We start from the raw sequence: 20,884 nt of genomic DNA, 5'->3' as shown, positions 1-20,884 counted from the left end.
TGCTAATGATACCGCTGCTTTAGCCTGAGCAGGGCGGGTAAAACGCAAAACCTCAGGTGTCAGGACTTGGCAGGGGCCAGCAATTGGGTGGTGACCAGGGCGGCCAGAGCGTTTTCCTGGGTACCGAAGCGCTTGAGCAACACGGCTTGCTTGTCCGCGCTTAAGCGGTTCCAGACCTCGACCATCTGCAGGGCAGCGTCGAGTACGGCGGTATCCGGGGTGTCGGTCATTGCAGGGGTCTCGAATGATTCAGGCAGTGTGGAAAGCGCTCAAAGCTGCGCTTTCCACACGGTCTGGTACGGCGTCAGTCCTGGCTTTCGCTGTCGACTGGTTTTGCTTCTTTGGCCTCAGGCTGCATGTCGCTGGCCTGCTGCGGTGCTGGCTGCTCTGTAGGGTGCAGGCTTGGGAAGGGGAGATTAGGTATCTCGTGCATCGTGGTCGCTCCTCGCAAGGTCTGTTTTCAATCGCAGGTGAATGCGCGCTCTCAAAAAGCCTTGGCAGGATACAGCACTGTAAATGACAAATAGACTTTTATATCGACCAGGACTAGAACGGCACCTTGCCCAGAATCATGTCGCGGTACATCACAAAATCCCCCAGCAAGCTGTAGAACGGGTGCTTGAACGTCGCCGGGCGGTTCTTTTCGAAGAAGAAGTGGCCGATCCAGGCAAAGCTGTAGCCGGCGATCGGCACGGCAATCAGTAAAGCCACTGAACCCCTGCCGATGGCATACGCCAAGATGCCGATCACCAGCGTGGTGCCGATGAAGTGCAGGCGCCGGCAGGTGCTGTTGCCGTGCTCGCGCAGGTAATACGGGTAAAACTCGGCAAAGCTGTTGAATTGCTTGACGTTTTCCACGTTGGCAGGCCCTTTGATTATTATGCCGCTCGAACAGATGTCCAGCGAGGAGCTTATTTGAGTCTAGAGTGATCAGTGGTAACAGCCAGTGACAATAGATGCCACTTTAATATCCTTGGCCTCCTGGCTGCCGTTAAGCCTGCATTATTTAAGAAGACGCCATGAGCGAACGAACAACGTCTGCCAGCTGGGCGATGGGAATAGTCAAGGCATTGGAAATGGACGGCCTGGATTGCCGCGCCTTGTTCAAGCAACTGGGCCTGGACTACGCCGCCCTCAACGATCCCGACGCGCGGTTCCCGCAAGACGCCATGACCCGCCTGTGGCAGCGGGCGGTGGAGCTTTCGGGCAACCCGGCGATCGGCCTGAACATGGGCAAAGTGGTGCGCCCGGCATCGTTTCATGTGGCCGGCTATGCACTGATGTCCAGCAATACCCTCGCCGAGGGCTTTATGCGCCTGGTGCGCTACCAGCGCATCATCGCCGAAAGTGCCGACTTGAGTTTCAGACTGGTCCCCGAAGGTTATGCGTTGATCCTGACGGTACACGGTGACCACCTGCCGCCCACCAGGCAAAGCGCCGAAGCCTCGCTGGCCTGTGCCCTGGCGCTCTGCGGCTGGCTGACCGGCCGCACGCTGCAGCCGCGCAAGGTGGTGCTGCAAGGCGATCAACCGACGGACCTGTCGCCCTACAAACAAGCCTTCCACGCGCCCCTGGAGTTCAACGGGCCCTACGACGCGCTGATTTTCGAACGGGCCGACATGGACGCGCCGCTGCCCACGGCGAACGAGGCGATGGCGCTGCTGCATGACCGATTTGCCGGTGAGTACCTGGCTCGCTTCTCGGAAAGCCGTGTGACCCACAAGGCGCGACAAGTGCTCTGCCGTCTGTTGCCCCAGGGCGAGCCCAAGCGTGAAGTGGTGGCCCGCACGTTGCACCTGTCCCAGCGCACCCTGCAGCGGCGTCTGCAGGAAGAAGGCACCAGCTTCCAGGCCTTGCTCGACGACACCCGCCGCGAACTGGCCGAGCAGTACCTGGCGCAACCCAGCATGACCCTGCTGGAGATTGCCTACCTGTTGGGGTTTGCCGACCCGAGCAATTTCTTCCGCGCGTTTCGTCGCTGGTTCGATACCACGCCCGGCGAATACCGGGTGCGGTTGCTGCAAGCGTTGACGCTCAGTGGCGCCAAAACGCCGGAATGCACAGCACAAAGACCGTAATGATTTCCAACCGGCCCAGTAGCATGCCCAGCGACAGAATCCACTTGGCCGCATCCGGCAGGCTGGCGAAGTTGCCAGCAGGGCCAATGGTTTCACCCAGCCCCGGGCCCACGCCGGACACGGTACTGGCGGCGCCGGTCAACGCGGTCATCCAGTCCAGGCCCAGCAGCGACAGGGCCAGGGCGATGGCGCAGATGGTGATGGCAAAGAAGAACGAAAAGGTCAGGATCGAGCGCACGATCTCTTCGTCGAGGCGGTGGCCGTTGTACTTTTGCTTGATCACCGCGCGCGGGTGAATCAGCTGGTTCAAGTTGGCCTTGAGCAGGATGTAGGCGACCTGGAAGCGGAAGATCTTGATTCCGCCCGCCGTAGAGCCCGAACAGCCGCCGATAAAGCCCAGGTAAAAGAACAGCATCAGCGAGAAATTGCCCCACAGGCTGTAGTCCCCCAGAGCAAAGCCGGTGGTGGTGACCACCGAGGTGACGTTCAAGGCCACATGCCGCAGGGCGTCCAGCCAATGCAGGTTGGTGGTCCACCAGTACCAGGTGCCGAGGACCAGCCAGGTCACCAGCAACAAGCCGAGCAAGCCCTGCACCTGTTGGTCCTTGATCAAGGCCCTGCGGTTGCCGCGCAACGTGGCCACATACAAGGTAAACGGCAAGCTGCCAAGGATCATCACCACCACCGCGACCCAGTGCACCGCCGGCTGCTTCCAGTGCGCCAGGGATTCATCGGAGGTGGAAAAACCACCGGTGGAAATGGCCGACATCGCATGGTTGATCGCATCGAACAGGCCCATCCCGGCCCACCAGAACGCCAGGCTGCCGAGTATGGTGATGCCCACATAAGCCGCCACGATCAGCCGCGCCACCATGTGCGAGCGGGGCATGACCTTTTCCGAGCGGTCCGACGATTCGGTCTGGAACAGGCGCATGCCACCGATGCGCAGCAGCGGCAGGATCGCCACCGCCATGCCGATAAAGCCGATGCCACCCAGCCAGTGCAGCAGCGAACGCCACATCAGGATGCCGGGCGACATGGCATCCAGGCCGCTCAACACGGTGGAACCGGTGGCGGTGATGCCGGACATGCTTTCAAAAAACGAATCGGTGTAGCTGATGTGCTGGGTCAGCAGAAACGGCAGCGCGGCAAAGATGCACACCACTACCCAGCTTGTAACGGTGAGCAGGTACATGTCCCGCGGGCGCAAATGCACATGCTCGGGGCGACCGGGGATCACCAGGGCCAGGCCTGCGATAAAGGTGATCATGCTGGCCCACAGGAAAGAGGGCAGGTCACTGGTGCGTTCGAAGATCACCAGGGTCGCCATGGGCACGACCATGGCGATCGCGAGAGTGATCAGAAAGATGCCGATGATGAAACCGATGATGCGTAGGGTCGGCAACGCCATGAAGTGAGCTCGGGTGTGGGCAGAGGCGCCATTCTACCTGGGGTTCAGGGCTTGTAAACCGGGGCGTCCGAAGCGACGCAGTTCAAATGTGGGAGCTGGCTTGCCTGCGATAGCGGTGGGTCAGTAGATGAGGATGTGACTGACACACCGCTATCGCAGGCAAGCCAGCTCCCACAGGGTTAAGGGGTGGTAGATGGACCGCACAAAAAAGGCGACCCGAAGGCCGCCTTGTTCAGCACCGCTCGGATCAGAACTCGTGATCAGCGCTGTCCGGGTTCAGGTCGCTGATGCCCAGCTTGCCCGCAGCCGCTTCGATCGAGCCGGTCTGCTTGACCAGCGCAGCGATGGCGTCACGCACGATCTGGTTGCCGGCGTCGTTACCGGCAGCGATCAGTTGGTCGTAGTGCTCGCCCTTGTTGGCGTGGTCAACCATGACCTGGATCTTCGCTTCGGTCGCTGCCAGGTCCGCTTTCAACGCGGTATCGGCCGCCGGATCGGCCTTGGCCACCAGGGACGACAGGCTGGCGCCGGTCATTTTGGTGCCGTCGACACGGGTGTACTCGCCCAGGTAGACGTTGCGGATGCCCTTGGCGTCGTAGAAATGCGAGTAGTGAGTGTTGTCACTGAAGCAGTCCTGTTCGTCTTCCGGCGAGTTGGCCTCCAGGGAAACCTTCATGCGCTCACCGGCCAGTTCGCCCAGGGACAGGCTGCCCATGCCGAACAGCATTTTGCGCAGGCCGTCGGTGGCGGGTTCTGCCTCCAAAGTGGCGCGGTAGTTGTCTTCGACGTTGGGTTTCCAGTTGCCGACCATTTCTTCCAGGTCGCTGACCAGCAGTTGGGTCACGGCGCGCAGGTAGGTGCGGCGGCGTTCGTTGTGGCCGCCAGTGGCGCCGTCGCCGGTCAGGTAGTCCGCCGCCGGGCGGTTGCCGGCGCCCGGGCCGGTACCGTTGAGGTCCTGGCCCCAGAGCAGGAATTCGATGGCGTGGTAGCCGGTGGCGACGTTCGCCTCGGAACCGCCCAGCTCATTGAGGCTGGCGAGTTTTTCTGGGGTGATCTCCTTCACGTCGACCTTGTCTTCGCCGACCTGGATCTGGGTATTGGCGATGATATTGGCGGTGGCGCCTGGGTTACCCAAGGCGTGCTCGTAGGATTTGTCGGTGTAGTCGATCAGGCCTTCGTCCAGCGGCCAGGCGTTCACCTGGCCTTCCCAGTCGTCGATGATGGTGTTGCCGAAGCGGAACACTTCACTCTGCAGGTACGGCACGCGGGCGGCGATCCAGGCGGTACGCGCGGCTTTGAGCGTCTGGTCGTTCGGGTTCGCGAGGAAGGTGTCGATGGCGGTCTGCAGGGTTTTTGCGGTGGACTCCGCGTCGCTGTAGACCGCGAACACCATGTCTGCGTAATGCGCAACCACGGCCTTGGCGGCCGCTTCGTCGACCTGGCCGGCAGGGGCGGCAGCCGCTGGAGCAGTAGTGCTGGCAGCCGGGGTCGGCGCCTGGTTGGCTGCGGGCTTGTCTTTACCTTCGCCGCAGCCGGCGAGAGAAATGGCAATGGCCAGCAGACTGGCGGTGGCCAGGGGCATACGAATCATGGCGGACATCCTGCTTCGGTTGTTGATGGGCGCGCGGGGAGCGCAAAAAACTGCAACATAATGCGAAAGATTTGCATTTTGTGTAAAGGGTTATACGCGGGAAATATTCAGTATCGTCTTGCCGGGTCAGAGAATCGCAGCGTTATTGCGCTCCGACTGCTTCAGAAAAGCCGCCAACTCCCGCGCCTGCAAGGGTTTGCTGTAGTGGTAACCCTGACCTTCATGGCAGCCTTCGCAGATAATGTAGGCCTCCTGCTCTGCGGTTTCCACGCCTTCGGCGATCACCTGCATGCCCAGGCTTTTGCCCAGTTGGATGATGGCGCGCACGATGGTCGCATCGTCGTCGTCATCCTGCAGGTCCTGGACGAAGCTCTTGTCGATCTTGATCTTGTCCAGGGGTAGGCTTTTCAGGTAGCTGAGGGATGAATAGCCGGTGCCGAAGTCGTCAATCGCAATCAGCGCCCCGGAGCGGCGCAGGCTCAGCAGGTGCTGGGCGGCGGTGCTGATGTCTTCCATCAGGCCGGTCTCGGTGACTTCCAATTCCAGGCTGCGCGGCGGCAGGCGGTAGATCTGCATCAGGTTATTGACCACCCGTGGCAACTCGGTGTGGTGCAACTGCACGGTGGACAGGTTGACTGCCATGCGCAGGTCGGTAAAGCCCTGGTCGTGCCATTCACGCAATTGCCGGCAGGCCTGGTCGAGCACCCATTCGCCAATCGGGATAATAGTGCCGTTCTGCTCGGCCAACGGGATAAAAAGGTCCGGTGGCACCAAACCGTGCTCGGGGTGCTGCCAGCGAATCAGCGCTTCTACGCCGACCACGCTGTGGTCGCGGTAGCTGATCTGCGGTTGGTAGACCAAGTGGAACTGGTCGCGGCTCAGCGCCTCGCGCAGGTCTTTTTCCAGTTCGCGGCGGCGGCGCATTTCGCTGTCGACACTGGCGATGTAGAACTGATAGCGGTTGCGCGAACGGGTCTTGGCCAGGGTCATGGTCTGTTCGGCTTTTTGCAGCAGTTTTTCAGTGCTGTCGCCGTCTTCCGGGAACAAGGTGATACCGATGGTGGCGCGCAGGCGTATGCCTTCGTGGTCGAGGGCAAACTCCGCTTCCAGGTCGTCAAGGATGCTTTGTGCCAGCTCGGCAGCTTCGTAGGGCTGCTCGATATCGGCCTGCACCAGGGCGAACTGATCGCCGCCCAGTCGGGCCAGGGCGCCGAGGCGGCCACTGTGCGCACGCAGGCGGTCGGCCAGGGCCAGCAGCAGTTTGTCGCCCGCCTGGTAGGTGAACTGTTCGTTGACGCTCTTGAAGTCATCCAACCCCACGCACAACACCGCCACACGGCGTTGCCGGCGGCCGGCGTCGATGAGGATTTTATCCAGTTGTTCCTGCAGTTTCTGGCGGTTCGGTAGACCGGTGAGAAAATCGTACTGAGCCATGCGCAGCAGGCTGCTTTCGGCTTCGTGGCGCAGGTGGGTATTGCGCTCGATGGATTCGAGCAACTGGTTGGCGGTATTGATCCACAGGCCCAACTCATTGCGCTCATGGCCTTTGAGTTGCGGAATTTTGTGTTCGCTGGGCCGGTCCGGGTTGATCGACGTCAGGTGCTCGATGATCCGTGACAGCGGCTTGGTCAGCAGCCAGTGATAGACCAGGTACAACACCAGGGCCAGGGCCAGGGCGCGTAGCACGCCGGAGACAAAGATGATCACCGAATTGACGATAAAGCCCTGGCCATAGGTGGCCGTGTCGAGGGTGATGCTCAGGTCGCCGTAGTACTCGCTGTAGGGGCCTTTGCCGACCAGCGGGGTGGTAAAGGTGCGCTCCCGGCCAAGAATCAGGTCGGTCAGCCAGCGGCTGGGGGCGTGCTGCAAGGCGCGGCTTTTTTCGGCCAGCATGGTTTCGGCGGGATGGCCGATGGACGCCATGCGCACGGCGTCATCCTGGAACAACCCTTCGATGACTTGCATGCCCATCTCGCGGTCCAGGCTGTAGACGGCCTGGGTCGAAGGGTCGCGAAACATATCGAGGATGCGCTGGGCATCATCGGCCACCGCCTGGCGCGTCTTGTACGCATCGAAAACGATCTGCGCCACGCTCAGCGCTACGCCCACGATCAATGCCGAAAGCAGCACAACCCGTAGCAACTTCACCGACAAGCTGTGTTTGAGTTCCAGCTTCAAAGGGGCATTCCTTGTCTCATGCGGGTGGCCTTCAATATGCCATGAGTATTGGCAATCTGAAGGTGGCAGTCAAAGGAACATTGGGGTATCCACGGGTTTGACGAATTACTTGAGGGAGGACGCGGGGGGCAGGGCGCAGGTGAGTCCGCCTGCCTGAAACAATGCCATGAGCGCACGAGGTTCGTTCGCTCATGGCACTGCCGTTTTCACGAGACGCTGATGTTCACGTTTTTGCTTGCCGAGTTAGCGCTGGAAAAATCCACAGGCTTGTCGTGACAGTGGGTATTTTCCTGGGCGATCTTGTTCTGATCCGCGCCGCTTTGTTGCGTGGCGGCGAGCGAGTCGACTGCGTTACCCGCTAATTTGAACAGTTCGGTGGCCGCCTTAGCCACTTCGCCCACCACAGGAAGAGCGGTTTTGGCCAGTTCGCCCACCAAAGGGAGTGCTGCTAGTGCGCCAATGGACATTGTAATTTCTCCGACAGGTACGTGAGGCGAATTCCTCACGCTGACTGTGTGGCGACATTCCTCGATCCAGTTCCGATCATCGGATGGCGTATCCAGAGCCCAAAAAAACCCGGCATTCGCCGGGTTTTTTTACTGCAAGCAGTGCTTACGCAGTGAAGGTCTTGCCTTCGAACTGCTCAGCCACGAACTTCCAGTTGACCAGGTTCCAGAACGCTTCCACATACTTTGGACGCACGTTGCGGTAGTCGATGTAGTAGGCATGTTCCCACACGTCGCAGGTCAGCAGCGGGGTGTCGCCGCTGGTCAGCGGGTTGCCGGCGCCGATGGTGCTGGCCAGGGCCAGGGAACCGTCAGCCTTTTTCACCAGCCAGCCCCAGCCGGAACCGAAGGTGCCGACGGACGTCTTGGTGAACTCTTCCTTGAACTTGTCGAACGAACCGAACGCAGCGTTGATGGCCTCGGCCAGTGCGCCGGTAGGTTGGCCGCCAGCGTTTGGCGCCAGGCAGTTCCAGTAGAAGGTGTGGTTCCAGACCTGAGCGGCGTTGTTGAAGATGCCGCCCGAAGAGGATTTGACGATCTCTTCCAGGGTCTTGCCTTCGAACTCGGTGCCAGGCACCAGGTTGTTCAGGTTCACGACATAGGTGTTGTGGTGCTTGTCGTGGTGGTATTCCAAGGTTTCCTTGGAGATGTGCGGCTGCAGGGCATCGTGTGCGTAGGGCAGCGGCGGCAATTCGAAAGCCATGATGATTCTCCTAATCAGGTCAGTTGCGGTGAGCGCAAGGCCGATCACGGGCGGCCAAACAAGCGCCGGGGAGTTTGTACTCTTTGCGGCGCAGGGTCCGGATCATAGCACCGGGGGTGCGGCAAAACCACGCAACAACTGTGTGGGATAGAGGTTCCAGAGCGTTTTGGAATATCGCTCAGGTGCTGATCAATTGGTAGGCCACGCTGAACATCATCACTGCCACCAGCAGGTCCAGCAGGCGCCAGGTCGCCGGGCGTGCCAGCCACGGCGCCAGCCATGCAGCGCCCAGTGCCAGGGTCATGAACCAGAGGAACGAAGCACTGGCGGCCCCCGCCACATAGGCGCCGGGTTCGGTTTGCTGGGCGCCCAGCGAACCGATCAGCAGCACCGTGTCCAGGTACACATGAGGGTTGAGCAAGGTGACCGCCAAGGCGCTGAGCAGCACGGCGCGCAGCGAGCGCATCTTGACGTTGTCGCCCTGGCCCAGGCTCTGTTTCGAACAGGCTCGGCGCAAGGCCGACACGCCATACCACAGCAAAAATGCAGCACCGCCCCAGCGCGCTATCCCCAGCAGGATTGGGCTGTGAGCCAGCACCGTGGCCAGCCCGAACACACCAGCAGCCACCAGCATCGCATCGCAGATCACGCACAGTGCCGCCACGGGCAAGTGATGTTCACGGCGCAGGCTCTGCGCCAGCACGAACGCATTTTGCGTGCCGATGGCCATGATCAGGCCGAGGGCCACCAGCAGTCCGTTCATATAGCTTTGCCACATAATTGAAGATCCTCTCTACGATGCTGGTCATTCTCCGGGCCGACGCTGTATAAGAAAAACCAATATTGCTGATCGCCCATTAGAGAAACTGATGTTCGACTATAAATTGCTTTCTGCCCTGGCGGCGGTGGTGGAACAGGCAGGTTTCGAGCGCGCCGCCCAGGTGCTGGGGCTCTCGCAATCGGCGGTTTCACAGCGCATCAAGCTGCTGGAGGCGCGTATCGGCCAACCGGTGCTGGTGCGGGCCACGCCGCCGACGCCAACCGACATCGGCCGGCGCCTGCTCAACCATGTGCAACAGGTGCGCCTGCTGGAGCGCGACCTGCAAAGCCAGGTGCCGGCGCTGGACGAGGAAGGCATGCCCGAGCGCCTGCGCATCGCGCTGAACGCCGACAGCCTGGCCACCTGGTGGGCCGAGGCGGTCAGCGGCTTTTGCGCCGAGCAGCATCTGCTGCTGGATCTGGTGGTAGAGGACCAGACCGTAGGCCTCAAACGCATGCGCGCCGGCGAAGTGGCGGCGTGTATCTGCGCCAGCGAACGCCCGGTAGCCGGCGCGCGCAGCCTGTTGCTGGGCGCCATGCGCTATCGCGCACTGGCCAGCCCGGCGTTTATCGCACGGCACTTTCCACAGGGCGTGCGCGCCGACCAATTGGCGCGCACCCCGGCATTGGTCTTCGGCCCGGATGATTTCCTGCAACACCGTTACCTGGCATCCCTCGGCGTGGACGGCGGCTTCGAGCACCATTTATGCCCATCGTCTGAAGGCTTCATCCGCCTGGCGGAAGCGGGCCTGGGCTGGGGCCTGGTGCCGCAATTGCAGGTGCGCGAGCAGCTGGAAAAGGGCGTATTGGTGGAGTTATTGCCAGATAAGCCCATCGATGTGCCGTTGTACTGGCATCATTGGCGCAGTGGCGGGCAACTGCTGGGCCTGTTGACCGAGCATCTGGCGCAGGCATGTGGCCAATGGTTGGTGCCGTTGGAGTGATGGCGCGCGTCAAGGCAACAGCGATGAAAAAACGACAGTACACGGGGTAATACATGAAGATTCTGGTCACCGGCGCAAGCGGCTTCATTGGCGGGCGCTTTGCGCGTTTCGCCCTGGAGCAGGGCCTGGACGTGCGGGTCAACGGGCGACGTGCCGAAGGTGTGGAGCACCTGGTCAGGCGCGGTGCCGAGTTTATCCAGGGTGACCTGAATGACGCAGACCTGGTGCGCGACCTGTGCCGCGACGTCGAAGCCGTGGTGCATTGCGCTGGCGCCGTCGGGCTGTGGGGGCGCTACCAGGACTTCCACCAGGGCAACGTGCTGGTCACCGAAAATGTCGTCGAAGCCTGCCTCAAGCAGCGTGTCGGCCGATTGGTGCACCTGTCCTCGCCCTCAATCTACTTCGACGGCCGCGACCACCTGGGGCTGACCGAAGCGCAAGTGCCCAAGCGCTTCAAGCACCCCTATGCCGCCACCAAATACCTGGCCGAGCAAAAAGTGTTCGGTGCCCAGGAATTTGGTCTCGAAGTGCTGGCCCTGCGCCCACGCTTCGTTACGGGCGCCGGCGACATGAGCATTTTCCCGCGTCTGCTGAAGATGCAGCGCAAGAACCGCCTGGCGATCGTCGGCGACGGCCTCAACAAGGTGGATTTCACCAGTGTGCACAACCTCAACGAAGCGCTGCTGAGCAGCTTGCTCGCCACCGGTTCGGCACTGGGCAAAGCCTACAACATCAGCAACGGCGCACCGGTGCCCGTGTGGGATGTGGTGAACTACGTGATGCGCCAAATGCAACTGCCTCAGGTCATGCGGTACCGTTCCTACGGCTTGTCCTACAGCGTGGCGGCCCTCAACGAAGCCTTTTGCGCGATGTGGCCCGGTCGTCCGGAGCCGGCGTTGTCGCGCTTGGGCATGCAAGTGATGAGCAAAGATTTCACCCTCGATATCAGCCGGGCCAGGCATTATCTGGACTACGAGCCCAAGGTCAGCCTGTGGACCGCCCTCGACGAGTTCTGCAGTTGGTGGAAGGCCCAGGACCCTGGCTTCAAGTAAGCACACAACAGGCAACACTTCGGGAACCGATTTCGGCGTTCCGGGTCGATCAGTGCGCCGGGAACGCGGTTTATACTCCGGTCGCTCGCCACTTCACCGATTCAGGGTTGATTCATGCGCAACGATGCTAAAGACGAATTCGACAACGTTCCCAGCCTGCGGGCGGATGTCGGGGATGACGATGATTTCGAACTGAGCCCGGCCACCTCGGTGCGTTCGCGCGCGCCCAAGGTGGTCAAGGTCAAGAGTGCCAGTACCGGGCCATTGTGGGCCTTGGTCGGCGCACTGCTGATCGCCTTTGCAGGCCTGGCCTGGTGGAGCTTCCAGCAGATCTCCCTGATGGGCCAGCAACTGGTCGCCACTCAGGAGAGCTTTGCGCGCATCAGCGAAGAGGCGGCGGGGCGCCTGCAGGACATTTCGGGCAAGGTGGTGGCCAGCGAGGCCAACGTCAATAATGGCAGCGAAGCGCTGAAGCAACAGATCAAGCAACTGGAAGACCAGTTGCTGGAGCAGGGTAAACAGCAGGTCGGCGTGGCCGGCCAGGCCACCGAGCTGGACAAGCGCCTGGCCCAGATGACGGCCAGTACCACCGAGCTGTCCAGCGCCAACAGCAAGCTGCAAGGTCAGGTCCAGGCGCTGACCGACGCCGTGGCGACGCTTAAGGCGGCGCAAGGCGATGCGGGCAAGCGCGACGCCGAAATCAAGGAGCTGTCCGCTGACGTGGCCGCCTTGAAGAAACAAGGCAACCCGAGCGCGGCCATTGCACGCATCGAGCAGGACTTGGTGGTGCTCAAGAGCGCGCAGGACAACCAGCCGGCCAACAGCGATGCGCCGACCAACAAAGAGTTCGACGTGTTTCGCATCCAGACCACACGCAATATCACCACGTTGCAGAGCCAGGTGCAGTACCTGAACCAGCGGCTCAATGCGCCGGCGAATGGGCAGCAGTAATCGTTAGGGCGAGCGAGGTTCATCAGGTATAAACCGATTAAAACTGTGGGAGCTGGCTTGCCTGCGATAGCGGTGAGTCAGTTGACAGTGATGCAACCGAAAGACCGCTATCGCAGGCAAGCCAGCTCCCACAGTTTGATAGGGGTCAGGCGCTGGATTGTGTTGCCTGTGTGAATGTCACCACTTCGTGACATTTCCCTTCCCCTTCGTTACTTGCCCCCGGCGCACCCTTGTTTAGACTCCGGTCATCCCATAAAAAACAAAAAGGGCCACTCATGACTATGCACCCACTGCCTGCCAGCAGTTGGCTGAACGCGCCTGCCCATCACGCCTGGCTTGCCGCGGAAGGTCAGCGCCTGCTGGCCTTTGCCAAGGCATCTCGACTGCCGGACGGCTTTGGCAACCTGAACGACAAAGGTCAACTGCCTGCCGACGCCCAGGCCGAAACCATGAACACCGCCCGCATGACCCACAGCTTCGCCATGGCCCACGCCTTGGGCTTGCCGGGGTATGCCGAGCGGGTGGCGCACGGTGTCGCCGCCCTCAGTGGCCCACTGCGTGACAGTGAGCACGGTGGCTGGTTTGCCGCGCCCCAGGCCATCGATGGCAACCGTGGCAAGGCCGCCTACCTGCACGCTTTTGTCGCCCTGGCCGCCAGCTCGGCGGTCGTAGCCGGGGCGCCCGGTGCGCAAGACCTGCTGAACGACGCAATCCATATCATCGACCAGTTTTTCTGGAACGAGGAAGAGGGCGTGATGCTCGAGTCGTTCGCCCAGGATTGGAGCGGCGTCGAAGCCTATCGCGGTGCCAACAGCAACATGCACGCCACCGAAGCCTTTCTCGCCCTGGCCGATGTGACCGGCGACACACGCTGGCTGGACCGCGCGCTGCGTATCGTCGAGCGGGTGATCCACACGCACGCCGCCGGCAACCAGTTCATGGTGATCGAGCATTTCGACGCGCACTGGAAGCCCTTGCCCGGTTACAACGAAGACAACCCCGCCGACGGCTTTCGCCCTTACGGCATCACTCCCGGCCACGGTTTCGAATGGGCGCGGCTACTGCTGCACCTGGAAGCGGCGCGCCTGCAAGCCGGGCTGAGTACGCCCGACTGGTTGGTGATCGATGCCAAGGGCCTGTTTGCCAGCGCCTGCGAATACGCCTGGTCCGTGGACGGCGCCCCCGGCATCGTCTACACCCTGGACTGGAACCACCGCCCGGTGGTGCGCGAGCGCCTGCACTGGACCCACGCCGAAGCCAGCGCCGCGGCCCAGGCCTTGCTCAAACGCACTGGCGAACTGCACTACGAAACCTGGTACCGGCGCATCTGGGAGTTTTGCGAAACCCACTTCATCGACCGAGTCCACGGCAGTTGGCACCACGAACTCAGCCCGCAAAACAGGCCCAGCAGCAACATCTGGGGCGGCAAGCCCGACCTCTACCATGCCTGGCAAGCGGTATTGCTGCCTGCGCTGCCGTTGGCGCCAAGCCTGGCCAGTGCAATCGGAGCAGGGCGCTATGTCACCAGTTGGTGACATTTGAGCATCCCTTTGTTACCTGCGCCAAAAAAACCATGTTTAAACTCCGTGCAGCGCAAGCCTAAGACTTGCATGCATAACAACAAGAAAAGGTATTCAGATGAACGCGATTAATCGCCTCGCCGTAGCTATTTCCGTTGCCTCGTTGTTGCCTCTCAGTGCATTTGCCGCCGACTCCAAAGGTACGGTTGAAGTTGTGCATTGGTGGACCTCGGGCGGCGAAAAAGCGGCTGTAGATGTCCTGAAGGCCCAAGTTGAAAAAGACGGTTTCACCTGGAAAGACGGCGCCGTCGCAGGTGGCGGTGGCGCCACCGCCATGACCGTGCTCAAAAGCCGCGCGGTCGCCGGCAACCCCCCCGGCGTTGCCCAGATCAAAGGCCCCGACATCCAGGAATGGGCGTCCACCGGTCTGCTCGACACTGACGTGCTGAAGTCTGTCGCCAAAGACGAAAAATGGGACTCCCTGCTCGACAAGAAAGTCTCCGACACCGTGAAGTACGAAGGTGATTACGTCGCCGTACCGGTCAACATCCACCGCGTGAACTGGCTGTGGATCAACCCGGAGGTCTTCAAGAAAGCCGGTATCACCAAGAACCCGACCACCCTCGAAGAATTCTACGCAGCGGGCGACAAGCTCAAGGCCGCCGGTTTCATTGCGCTCGCCCACGGTGGCCAGCCTTGGCAGGACAGCACCGTCTTCGAAGCCGTTGTACTGTCGGTGATGGGTGCCGAGGGCTACAAGAAAGCCCTGGTCGACCTGGATAACGCTGCGCTGACCGGCCCTGAAATGGTCAAGTCCCTGACCGAACTGAAGAAAGTCGCGACCTACATGGACGTCGATGGCAAAGGCCAGGACTGGAACCTGGAAGCCGGTAAAGTCATCAATGGCAAGGCCGGCATGCAGATCATGGGTGACTGGGCCAAGTCCGAATGGACCGCCGCCAAGAAAGTCGCCGGCAAGGACTACGAGTGTGTAGCCTTCCCGGGCACCGACAAGGCCTTCACCTACAACATCGACTCCCTGGCGGTGTTCAAGCAGAAAGACAAAGGCACGGCGGCCGGTCAGCAGGACATCGCCAAAGTCGTGTTGGGTGAAAACTTCCAGAAGGTGTTCAGCATCAACAAGGGCTCGATCCCTGTTCGTACCGACATGCTCAATGAAATGGACAAGCTCGGTTTCGACTCCTGCGCCCAGACCGCCGCCAAGGACTTCCTGGCAGATGCCAAGACCGGTGGCCTGCAGCCAAGCATGGCGCACAACATGGCCACGACCCTGGCGGTGCAAGGTGCATTCTTTGATGTGGTGACCAACTTCATCAACGACCCGAAAGCCGACCCGGCCGACACCGCCAAGAAGCTTGGTGCTGCGATCAAGTCTGCCAAGTAACCGTTGGTTGGATTGTGCTTATGTGGGAGCCGGGCTTGCCCGCGATGCAGGCACCTCGGTGTAGCTGTTTCATCGAGGTGATGCCATCGCAGGCAAGCCAGCTCCCACACAAGCCTCGCTCGGCAAGAGACTTACCCTGTAGTCCTTTTTCCCTGTACTGGATTTTCCCATGAGTTCTGTTGCTGTGTTCAGCAAAGCCTCGCCGTTCGATGCACTGCAGCGCTGGCTACCCAAACTGGTGCTGGCGCCCAGCATGTTCATCGTGTTGGTGGGCTTCTACGGCTACATCCTGTGGACGTTTGTTCTGTCGTTCACCAATTCCACGTTCCTGCCCACTTACAAATGGGCGGGCCTTGCGCAATACGCGCGCTTGTTCGACAACGACCGCTGGTGGGTAGCGAGCAAGAACCTGGCTGTTTTCGGCGGGATGTTCATCGGCATCACCCTGGTCATCGGCGTGATACTGGCGATCTTCCTCGACCAGAAAATCCGTCGTGAAGGCTTTATCCGCACCATTTACCTGTACCCGATGGCGCTCTCGATGATCGTCACCGGTACCGCCTGGAAATGGCTGCTCAACCCGGGCATGGGCCTGGACAAACTCCTGCGTGACTGGGGCTGGGAGGGCTTCCGTCTCGACTGGCTGATCGACCCCGACCGCGTGGTCTACTGCCTGGTGATCGCTGCCGTATGGCAAGCTTCCGGCTTTATCATGGCCATGTTCCTCGCCGGCCTGCGTGGCGTTGACCAATCGATCATCCGCGCCGCGCAAATCGACGGCGCGAGTCTGCCGCGCATCTACTGGAGCGTGGTGCTGCCAAGCCTGCGTCCGGTGTTCTTCAGTGCGGTGATGATTTTGGCGCACATTGCGATCAAGAGCTTCGACCTGGTGGCGGCAATGACGGCCGGCGGCCCGGGCTATTCGTCCGACCTGCCTGCCATGTTCATGTACTCGTTCACCTTCAGCCGTGGCCAGATGGGCATGGGCTCGGCCAGTGCAATCCTGATGCTCGGTGCGATCCTCGCGATCATCGTGCCTTACCTCTACTCCGAGCTGAGGACCAAACGTAATGACTAGTCTCGCCTCCAAACCTGCCATCAGCCTGAGTCGCATCGCGATCTACGCGGTGCTGATCTTCGCGGTGCTGCTGTACCTGGTGCCACTGGTGGTGATGCTGCTCACCAGCTTCAAGACCCCGGAAGACATCAGCACCGGCAACCTGCTGAGCTGGCCGACCGTGGTCACCGGCATTGGCTGGGTCAAGGCGTGGGCCACCGTGGACGGCTACTTCTGGAACTCGATCAAGATCACCGTTCCGGCCGTGCTGATCTCCACCGCCATCGGGGCGTTGAACGGCTACGTGCTGTCGTTCTGGCGCTTCCGCGGTTCGCAGTTGTTTTTCGGCTTGTTGCTGTTCGGCTGCTTCCTGCCGTTCCAGACCGTGTTGCTGCCCGCGTCGTTCACCTTGGGCAAGATGGGCCTGGCCAGCACCACCACCGGCCTGGTATTTGTCCATGTGGTCTACGGCCTGGCGTTCACCACGCTGTTCTTCCGTAACTACTACGTGAGCATTCCGGATGCGCTGATCAAGGCGGCTCGCCTGGACGGTGCCGGTTTCTTCACCATCTTCCGTCAGATCATTCTGCCGATGTCGACGCCGATCATCATGGTCTGCCTGATCTGGCAGTTCACCCAGATCTGGAACGACTTCCTGTTCGGCGTGGTGTTCTCCAGCGGCGACTCCCAGCCCATCACGGTGGCGCTGAACAACCTGGTCAACACCAGCACCGGGGCCAAGGAATATAACGTGGATATGGCGGCGGCGATGATCGCCGGGCTGCCGACCCTGCTGGTCTATGTGATCGCAGGCAAGTATTTCGTGCGCGGCCTCACGGCCGGCGCGGTCAAGGGGTAATCATGGCTACGCTTGAACTTCGCAATGTAAACAAGACCTATGGCGCCGGCCTGCCCGACACCTTGAAGAACATCGAACTGTCGATCAAGGAAGGCGAATTCCTGATCCTGGTCGGCCCTTCGGGTTGCGGCAAATCCACGCTGATGAACTGCATCGCCGGCCTTGAGACCATCACCGGCGGCGCGATCATGATCGGTGACCAGGATGTGAGCGGCATGAGCCCCAAGGACCGCGACATCGCCATGGTGTTCCAGTCCTACGCGCTGTACCCGACCATGAGCGTGCGCGAGAACATCGAGTTCGGCCTCAAGATCCGCAAAATGCCCCAGGCCGACATCGATGCCGAAGTGGCGCGCGTCGCCAAGCTGCTGCAGATCGAGCACCTGCTCAACCGCAAGCCGGGCCAGCTCTCCGGCGGCCAGCAACAGCGTGTCGCGATGGGCCGTGCCCTGGCGCGTCGCCCCAAGATCTACCTGTTTGACGAACCGCTGTCCAACCTCGACGCCAAGCTGCGCGTCGAGATGCGCACCGAAATGAAACTGATGCACCAGCGTCTCAAGACCACCACGGTCTACGTGACCCACGACCAGATCGAAGCGATGACCCTGGGCGATAAAGTCGCGGTGATGAAGGACGGCATCATCCAGCAGTTCGGCACGCCGAAAGAGATCTACAACAACCCGGCCAACCAGTTCGTGGCGAGCTTTATCGGCTCGCCGCCAATGAACTTCGTGCCCCTGCGCCTGCAACGCAAGGACGGTCGCCTGGTGGCCCTGCTCGACAGCGGCCAGGCCCGTTGCGAGCTGGTGCTGAACATGAGCGACGCCGGGCTCGAAGACCGTGACGTGATCCTGGGCCTGCGTCCGGAGCAAATCATGCTGGCGACGGGCGAGGGCAACAGTGCCTCGGCCATTCGCGCCGAAGTCCAGGTCACCGAGCCGACCGGCCCGGACACCCTGGTGTTCGTGCAGCTCAATGACACCAAGGTATGCTGCCGTCTGGCCCCCGACGTGGCGCCGCAAGTGGGCGAGACGTTGACGTTGCAATTTGATCCTTCCAAGGTACTGCTGTTCGACGCCAACACAGGCGAGCGACTGGGCACTGCTTCCTCATTGCCCGCACAGGGGCATGCCGATAACGTGGCCCAATTCAAAGGCCGCTGAAGCAGATAAGTTGTTGTTTCAGATAAAAAATGTAAACCACGTTAGATAAAAACAGTTTAATAACAATAAAGACGAGGATGTAGGGATGAAAAAGCAACACAACAACACTCGGCTGATCTGCCAAATGACAGCTGCAGCAGCCCTGGTTCTGTCCGCCAATGCGATGGCGGCCGATGCATTCAGTGCTGATTCGAAGTGGATGACCGGCGATTGGGGCGGTGAGCGTACCAAGCTGATCGAGCAGGGTATCGACATCAAGGCCGATTACGTCGGGGAAATGGGCTACAACGCCCACGGCGGTTACAACGACGACAAGACCGGTCGCTACGCTGACCAGTTCGGTCTGGGCGTCGCGCTTGACCTGCAAAAACTCTGGGGCTGGGACAACACCCAGGCCAAGATCCAGTTCACCAACCGTAATGGCCAGAACATCTCCAACGACCGCATTGGCGACCCACGTGCCGGCACGCTGAGTTCGTCCATGGAAGTCTATGGCCGTGGCCACATGGTGCGTCTGACCCAGTTCTGGATCCAGCACCAGATGTTCGACAACAAGCTGGATGTGAAACTGGGTTACTTCGGTGAGGGCGAAGACTTCAACACCTTCCCGTGCGACTTCCAGAACCTGTCGTTCTGCGGCTCGCAGGTCGGTAACTACGTGAACACCTGGTACAACTGGCCGGTCAGCCAGGCAGCCATCCGCGTGAAGTACAACATCACGCCTGAGCTGTATGCGCAAATCGGTGCGTACAACCAGAACCCATCGCAGTTGGAGCACGGCAACGGCTTCAAACTCAGCGGCAGTGGCACCAAGGGCACCGTGATTCCGGTGGAATTGGTCTGGTCGCCGAAGGTGAATAACCTGCCGGGCGAATACCGCGTGGGTTACTACAAGAGCGCAGCCGATGCTTCCGATGTCCGTGAAGACATCAACGGCAACGATGCGGCCACCACTGGCGCGGCTTACCGCACCCGCAGCAGCAAGAAAGGCTACTGGTTCGTTGCGCAGCAGCAACTCACCACGCACAACGGCGACGCTACGCGTGGCCTGAACATCGCTGCCAACGCCACCTTCCACGACAAGGAAACCAACCTGGTCGACAACTATCAATCGATCATGCTGGTGTACAAAGGCCCATTCGATGCGCGTCCAAAAGATGACGTCGGCATTGGTGCCGCGCGCCTGCACGTCAACAAGGACGTGAAGGAAGACTCGGAACTGCGCAACGCCGCCAACGGTGTCAGCGACTACGACAACCCGCTGTACACGCCGATCCGCGAAACCGAGTACAACTTCGAAATCAACTACGGCTTCCACGTCACCAACTGGCTGACCGTGCGTCCCAACCTGCAATACGTCGTGCAACCTGGCGGCGTGGACAAAGTCGACAACGCGCTGGTGGCTGGCCTGAAAATCCAGTCTACGTTCTAACGCTGTTGCGATAAGCTCCTTCTCTCTGTGCGCATTTTGCGGATAGCCCTGGCTATCCGCTTTTTTTTGGGTCGAGGGCACCTCCCTGTAGGAGCGAGCTTGCTCGCGAAATCGTCAACGATGACGCGTGAATCCAGGAAGTACGCGGTGTCTTGGCGTTATTCGCGAGCAAGCTCGCTCCTACAGTGGGGCGCATTTGAGCGACATGACTTTCAGGACTGTGGCACATGCATGAGCAACCGCTGCAACGCTTTTTCAAATCCCTGCGCGAGCGTCCGGTGTACGCCTGGGAGCGCTTTCAGTTGCGTGATGTGTTGGTGATTGACCATCCGCTGTGCCAAGCGGTGTTCAGTCGCCAAGGCGCGCAGCTCTTGCACTTCCAGCCCCGTGGTCAGAAACCCTGGCTGTGGTGTGCAGCCAAATGGCCACAAGTCGGCGCCATCCGTGGCGGCGTGCCGGTGTGCTGGCCGTGGTATGGCCGCCACCCGAGCGAAAATGCATGGCCTTCCCATGGCTGGGCACGGCTGATCGATTGGAAACTGCTGGACAGCAGCACTGACGACGACGGTGTGCGCCTGCACTGGCAGTTGCAGTTGTGCGACTGGCAGGTGGACTTGCATGCGCATCTGGGTGAAGCCCTTGAACTGCGCCTGAGCACCGAGCATCAAGACGAGTTGCCATGCCAGCTGAGCCATGCTTTGCACGCGTATTGGCGTATTGGTCACGTCGATGAGGTAGCGCTGTCTGGGCTCGACGGTGCGCAGGGTTACGATCAGCTCAATCGCCAGGTTTGCCAGCAGGAAGGCGAATTGCGGGTAGATGGCGGCTGCCAGCGGGTGTTCCAGCATGACGGCGAATTGCAGCTCAAGGACCATGCCTGGCAGCGGGAACTGTGCATCGATACGGGCGAGACTGCCGACACGGTGGTATGGCACCCCGGCAGCCGGCCGTTGTTGGGGGTGAGCTTCAACGAGGCGTCGGGGTTTGTGTGCGTGGAGGCGGCGATGGCGGGGGCGAGCCTGGCGCCGGGGGAGCGGGCGCACCTGAGTCTGCAGGCTCGGGCTGGGGCTTAACGCTGTGGCACTTTGCTTGTAGTGAGCGGGCTTGCCCCGCGCTGGGGGGCGAAGCCGCCCTAAAACCTGCCACTGTGTTCTAACTGATACGGCGCGGCGGACTTATTGGGGCGGCTTCGCCCCCCAGCGCGGGCGGTGCGAC

The 20,884-nt window shown here is 60.8% G+C and carries 19 protein-coding genes; 11 read left to right on the top strand and 8 right to left on the bottom strand.

The window, feature by feature from the left end:
• Window positions 1–59 precede the first annotated feature (59 nt).
• Both KVG91_RS06800 and KVG91_RS06795 read right to left on the bottom strand, forming a co-directional pair.
• The gene (locus KVG91_RS06800) at window positions 60–230 is read right to left on the bottom strand and encodes a hypothetical protein (RefSeq protein WP_169376279.1); all 171 of its coding nucleotides are present in this window, start codon (window positions 228–230) and stop codon (window positions 60–62) included.
• A gap of 316 nt (window positions 231–546) precedes the next feature.
• Window positions 547–858, bottom strand: coding sequence for an Mpo1-like protein (locus KVG91_RS06795; RefSeq protein ID WP_169376280.1), 312 nt, complete (start codon window positions 856–858; stop codon window positions 547–549).
• Window positions 859–1,019: 161 nt separating this feature from the next.
• Here KVG91_RS06795 and KVG91_RS06790 point away from each other — a divergent pair, with 161 nt between their 5' ends.
• Window positions 1,020–2,078 (top strand): AraC family transcriptional regulator, encoded by a 1,059-nt coding sequence (locus KVG91_RS06790; protein WP_169376281.1) that lies wholly within the window; start codon window positions 1,020–1,022, stop codon window positions 2,076–2,078.
• On the opposite strand, the gene KVG91_RS06785 is transcribed toward KVG91_RS06790, so the two are convergent.
• The 6 genes from KVG91_RS06785 to KVG91_RS06760 all read right to left on the bottom strand — a co-directional run bounded on the left by KVG91_RS06785 (window position 2,035) and on the right by KVG91_RS06760 (window position 9,245).
• A complete protein-coding gene (locus KVG91_RS06785) occupies window positions 2,035–3,489 on the bottom strand; it encodes a TrkH family potassium uptake protein (protein WP_169376282.1) in 1,455 nt (484 codons plus the stop codon). The two genes, KVG91_RS06790 and KVG91_RS06785, sit on opposite strands and share 44 nt — an antisense overlap.
• 247 nt (window positions 3,490–3,736) lie before the next feature.
• Entirely contained in the window at window positions 3,737–5,080 is a 1,344-nt protein-coding gene (locus tag KVG91_RS06780) for an imelysin family protein (protein WP_169376283.1), read from the bottom strand.
• A 126-nt stretch (window positions 5,081–5,206) separates the two neighbouring features.
• Entirely contained in the window at window positions 5,207–7,258 is a 2,052-nt protein-coding gene (locus KVG91_RS06775; protein ID WP_169376284.1) for a putative bifunctional diguanylate cyclase/phosphodiesterase, read from the bottom strand.
• A gap of 206 nt (window positions 7,259–7,464) precedes the next feature.
• Window positions 7,465–7,725, bottom strand: a complete 261-nt coding sequence (locus KVG91_RS06770) for a hypothetical protein (RefSeq protein ID WP_225926954.1) — start codon at window positions 7,723–7,725, stop codon at window positions 7,465–7,467.
• Between the two features lie 145 nt (window positions 7,726–7,870).
• Window positions 7,871–8,467 (bottom strand): superoxide dismutase, encoded by a 597-nt coding sequence (locus KVG91_RS06765; RefSeq protein WP_003212997.1) that lies wholly within the window; start codon window positions 8,465–8,467, stop codon window positions 7,871–7,873.
• A 178-nt stretch (window positions 8,468–8,645) separates the two neighbouring features.
• The gene (locus tag KVG91_RS06760) at window positions 8,646–9,245 is read right to left on the bottom strand and encodes a LysE/ArgO family amino acid transporter (protein WP_169376285.1); all 600 of its coding nucleotides are present in this window, start codon (window positions 9,243–9,245) and stop codon (window positions 8,646–8,648) included.
• 91 nt (window positions 9,246–9,336) lie between these two features.
• On the opposite strand from KVG91_RS06760, the gene KVG91_RS06755 reads away from it, so the two are divergent.
• The 10 genes from KVG91_RS06755 to KVG91_RS06710 all read left to right on the top strand — a co-directional run bounded on the left by KVG91_RS06755 (window position 9,337) and on the right by KVG91_RS06710 (window position 20,742).
• Complete coding sequence (locus tag KVG91_RS06755; protein ID WP_169376286.1) at window positions 9,337–10,230, top strand: LysR family transcriptional regulator ArgP; 894 nt, start codon at window positions 9,337–9,339, stop codon at window positions 10,228–10,230.
• A gap of 53 nt (window positions 10,231–10,283) precedes the next feature.
• The gene (locus KVG91_RS06750) at window positions 10,284–11,282 is read left to right on the top strand and encodes an NAD-dependent epimerase/dehydratase family protein (RefSeq protein ID WP_169376287.1); all 999 of its coding nucleotides are present in this window, start codon (window positions 10,284–10,286) and stop codon (window positions 11,280–11,282) included.
• Between the two features lie 114 nt (window positions 11,283–11,396).
• Window positions 11,397–12,233, top strand: a complete 837-nt coding sequence (locus tag KVG91_RS06745) for an ATPase (protein WP_169376288.1) — start codon at window positions 11,397–11,399, stop codon at window positions 12,231–12,233.
• Window positions 12,234–12,508: 275 nt separating this feature from the next.
• Window positions 12,509–13,768 (top strand): D-mannose isomerase, encoded by a 1,260-nt coding sequence (locus KVG91_RS06740; RefSeq protein WP_169376289.1) that lies wholly within the window; start codon window positions 12,509–12,511, stop codon window positions 13,766–13,768.
• Window positions 13,769–13,871: 103 nt separating this feature from the next.
• A complete protein-coding gene (locus KVG91_RS06735; RefSeq protein WP_169376290.1) occupies window positions 13,872–15,158 on the top strand; it encodes an ABC transporter substrate-binding protein in 1,287 nt (428 codons plus the stop codon).
• A 169-nt stretch (window positions 15,159–15,327) separates the two neighbouring features.
• The gene (locus tag KVG91_RS06730) at window positions 15,328–16,236 is read left to right on the top strand and encodes a carbohydrate ABC transporter permease (RefSeq protein ID WP_169376291.1); all 909 of its coding nucleotides are present in this window, start codon (window positions 15,328–15,330) and stop codon (window positions 16,234–16,236) included.
• On the top strand, window positions 16,229–17,074 hold the full coding sequence (locus KVG91_RS06725) for a carbohydrate ABC transporter permease (RefSeq protein WP_076949696.1): 846 nt from the start codon (window positions 16,229–16,231) through the stop codon (window positions 17,072–17,074). Before KVG91_RS06730 ends, KVG91_RS06725 begins: the two co-directional genes overlap by 8 nt.
• Before the next feature lie 2 nt (window positions 17,075–17,076).
• A complete protein-coding gene (locus KVG91_RS06720) occupies window positions 17,077–18,237 on the top strand; it encodes an ABC transporter ATP-binding protein (protein WP_169376292.1) in 1,161 nt (386 codons plus the stop codon).
• Between the two features lie 85 nt (window positions 18,238–18,322).
• Window positions 18,323–19,669 (top strand): carbohydrate porin, encoded by a 1,347-nt coding sequence (locus tag KVG91_RS06715; RefSeq protein ID WP_169376293.1) that lies wholly within the window; start codon window positions 18,323–18,325, stop codon window positions 19,667–19,669.
• Between the two features lie 227 nt (window positions 19,670–19,896).
• Complete coding sequence (locus tag KVG91_RS06710; protein ID WP_169376294.1) at window positions 19,897–20,742, top strand: D-hexose-6-phosphate mutarotase; 846 nt, start codon at window positions 19,897–19,899, stop codon at window positions 20,740–20,742.
• The last annotated feature ends 142 nt before the right edge of the window (window positions 20,743–20,884 follow it).

The sequence above is a fragment of the Pseudomonas azadiae genome (assembly GCF_019145355.1).
GTDB classification, from domain to species: Bacteria; Pseudomonadota; Gammaproteobacteria; order Pseudomonadales; family Pseudomonadaceae; genus Aquipseudomonas; species Aquipseudomonas azadiae.
Note: the sequence above shows the minus strand (reverse complement) of the source record. Positions and strands in the feature narration are given on the sequence as shown.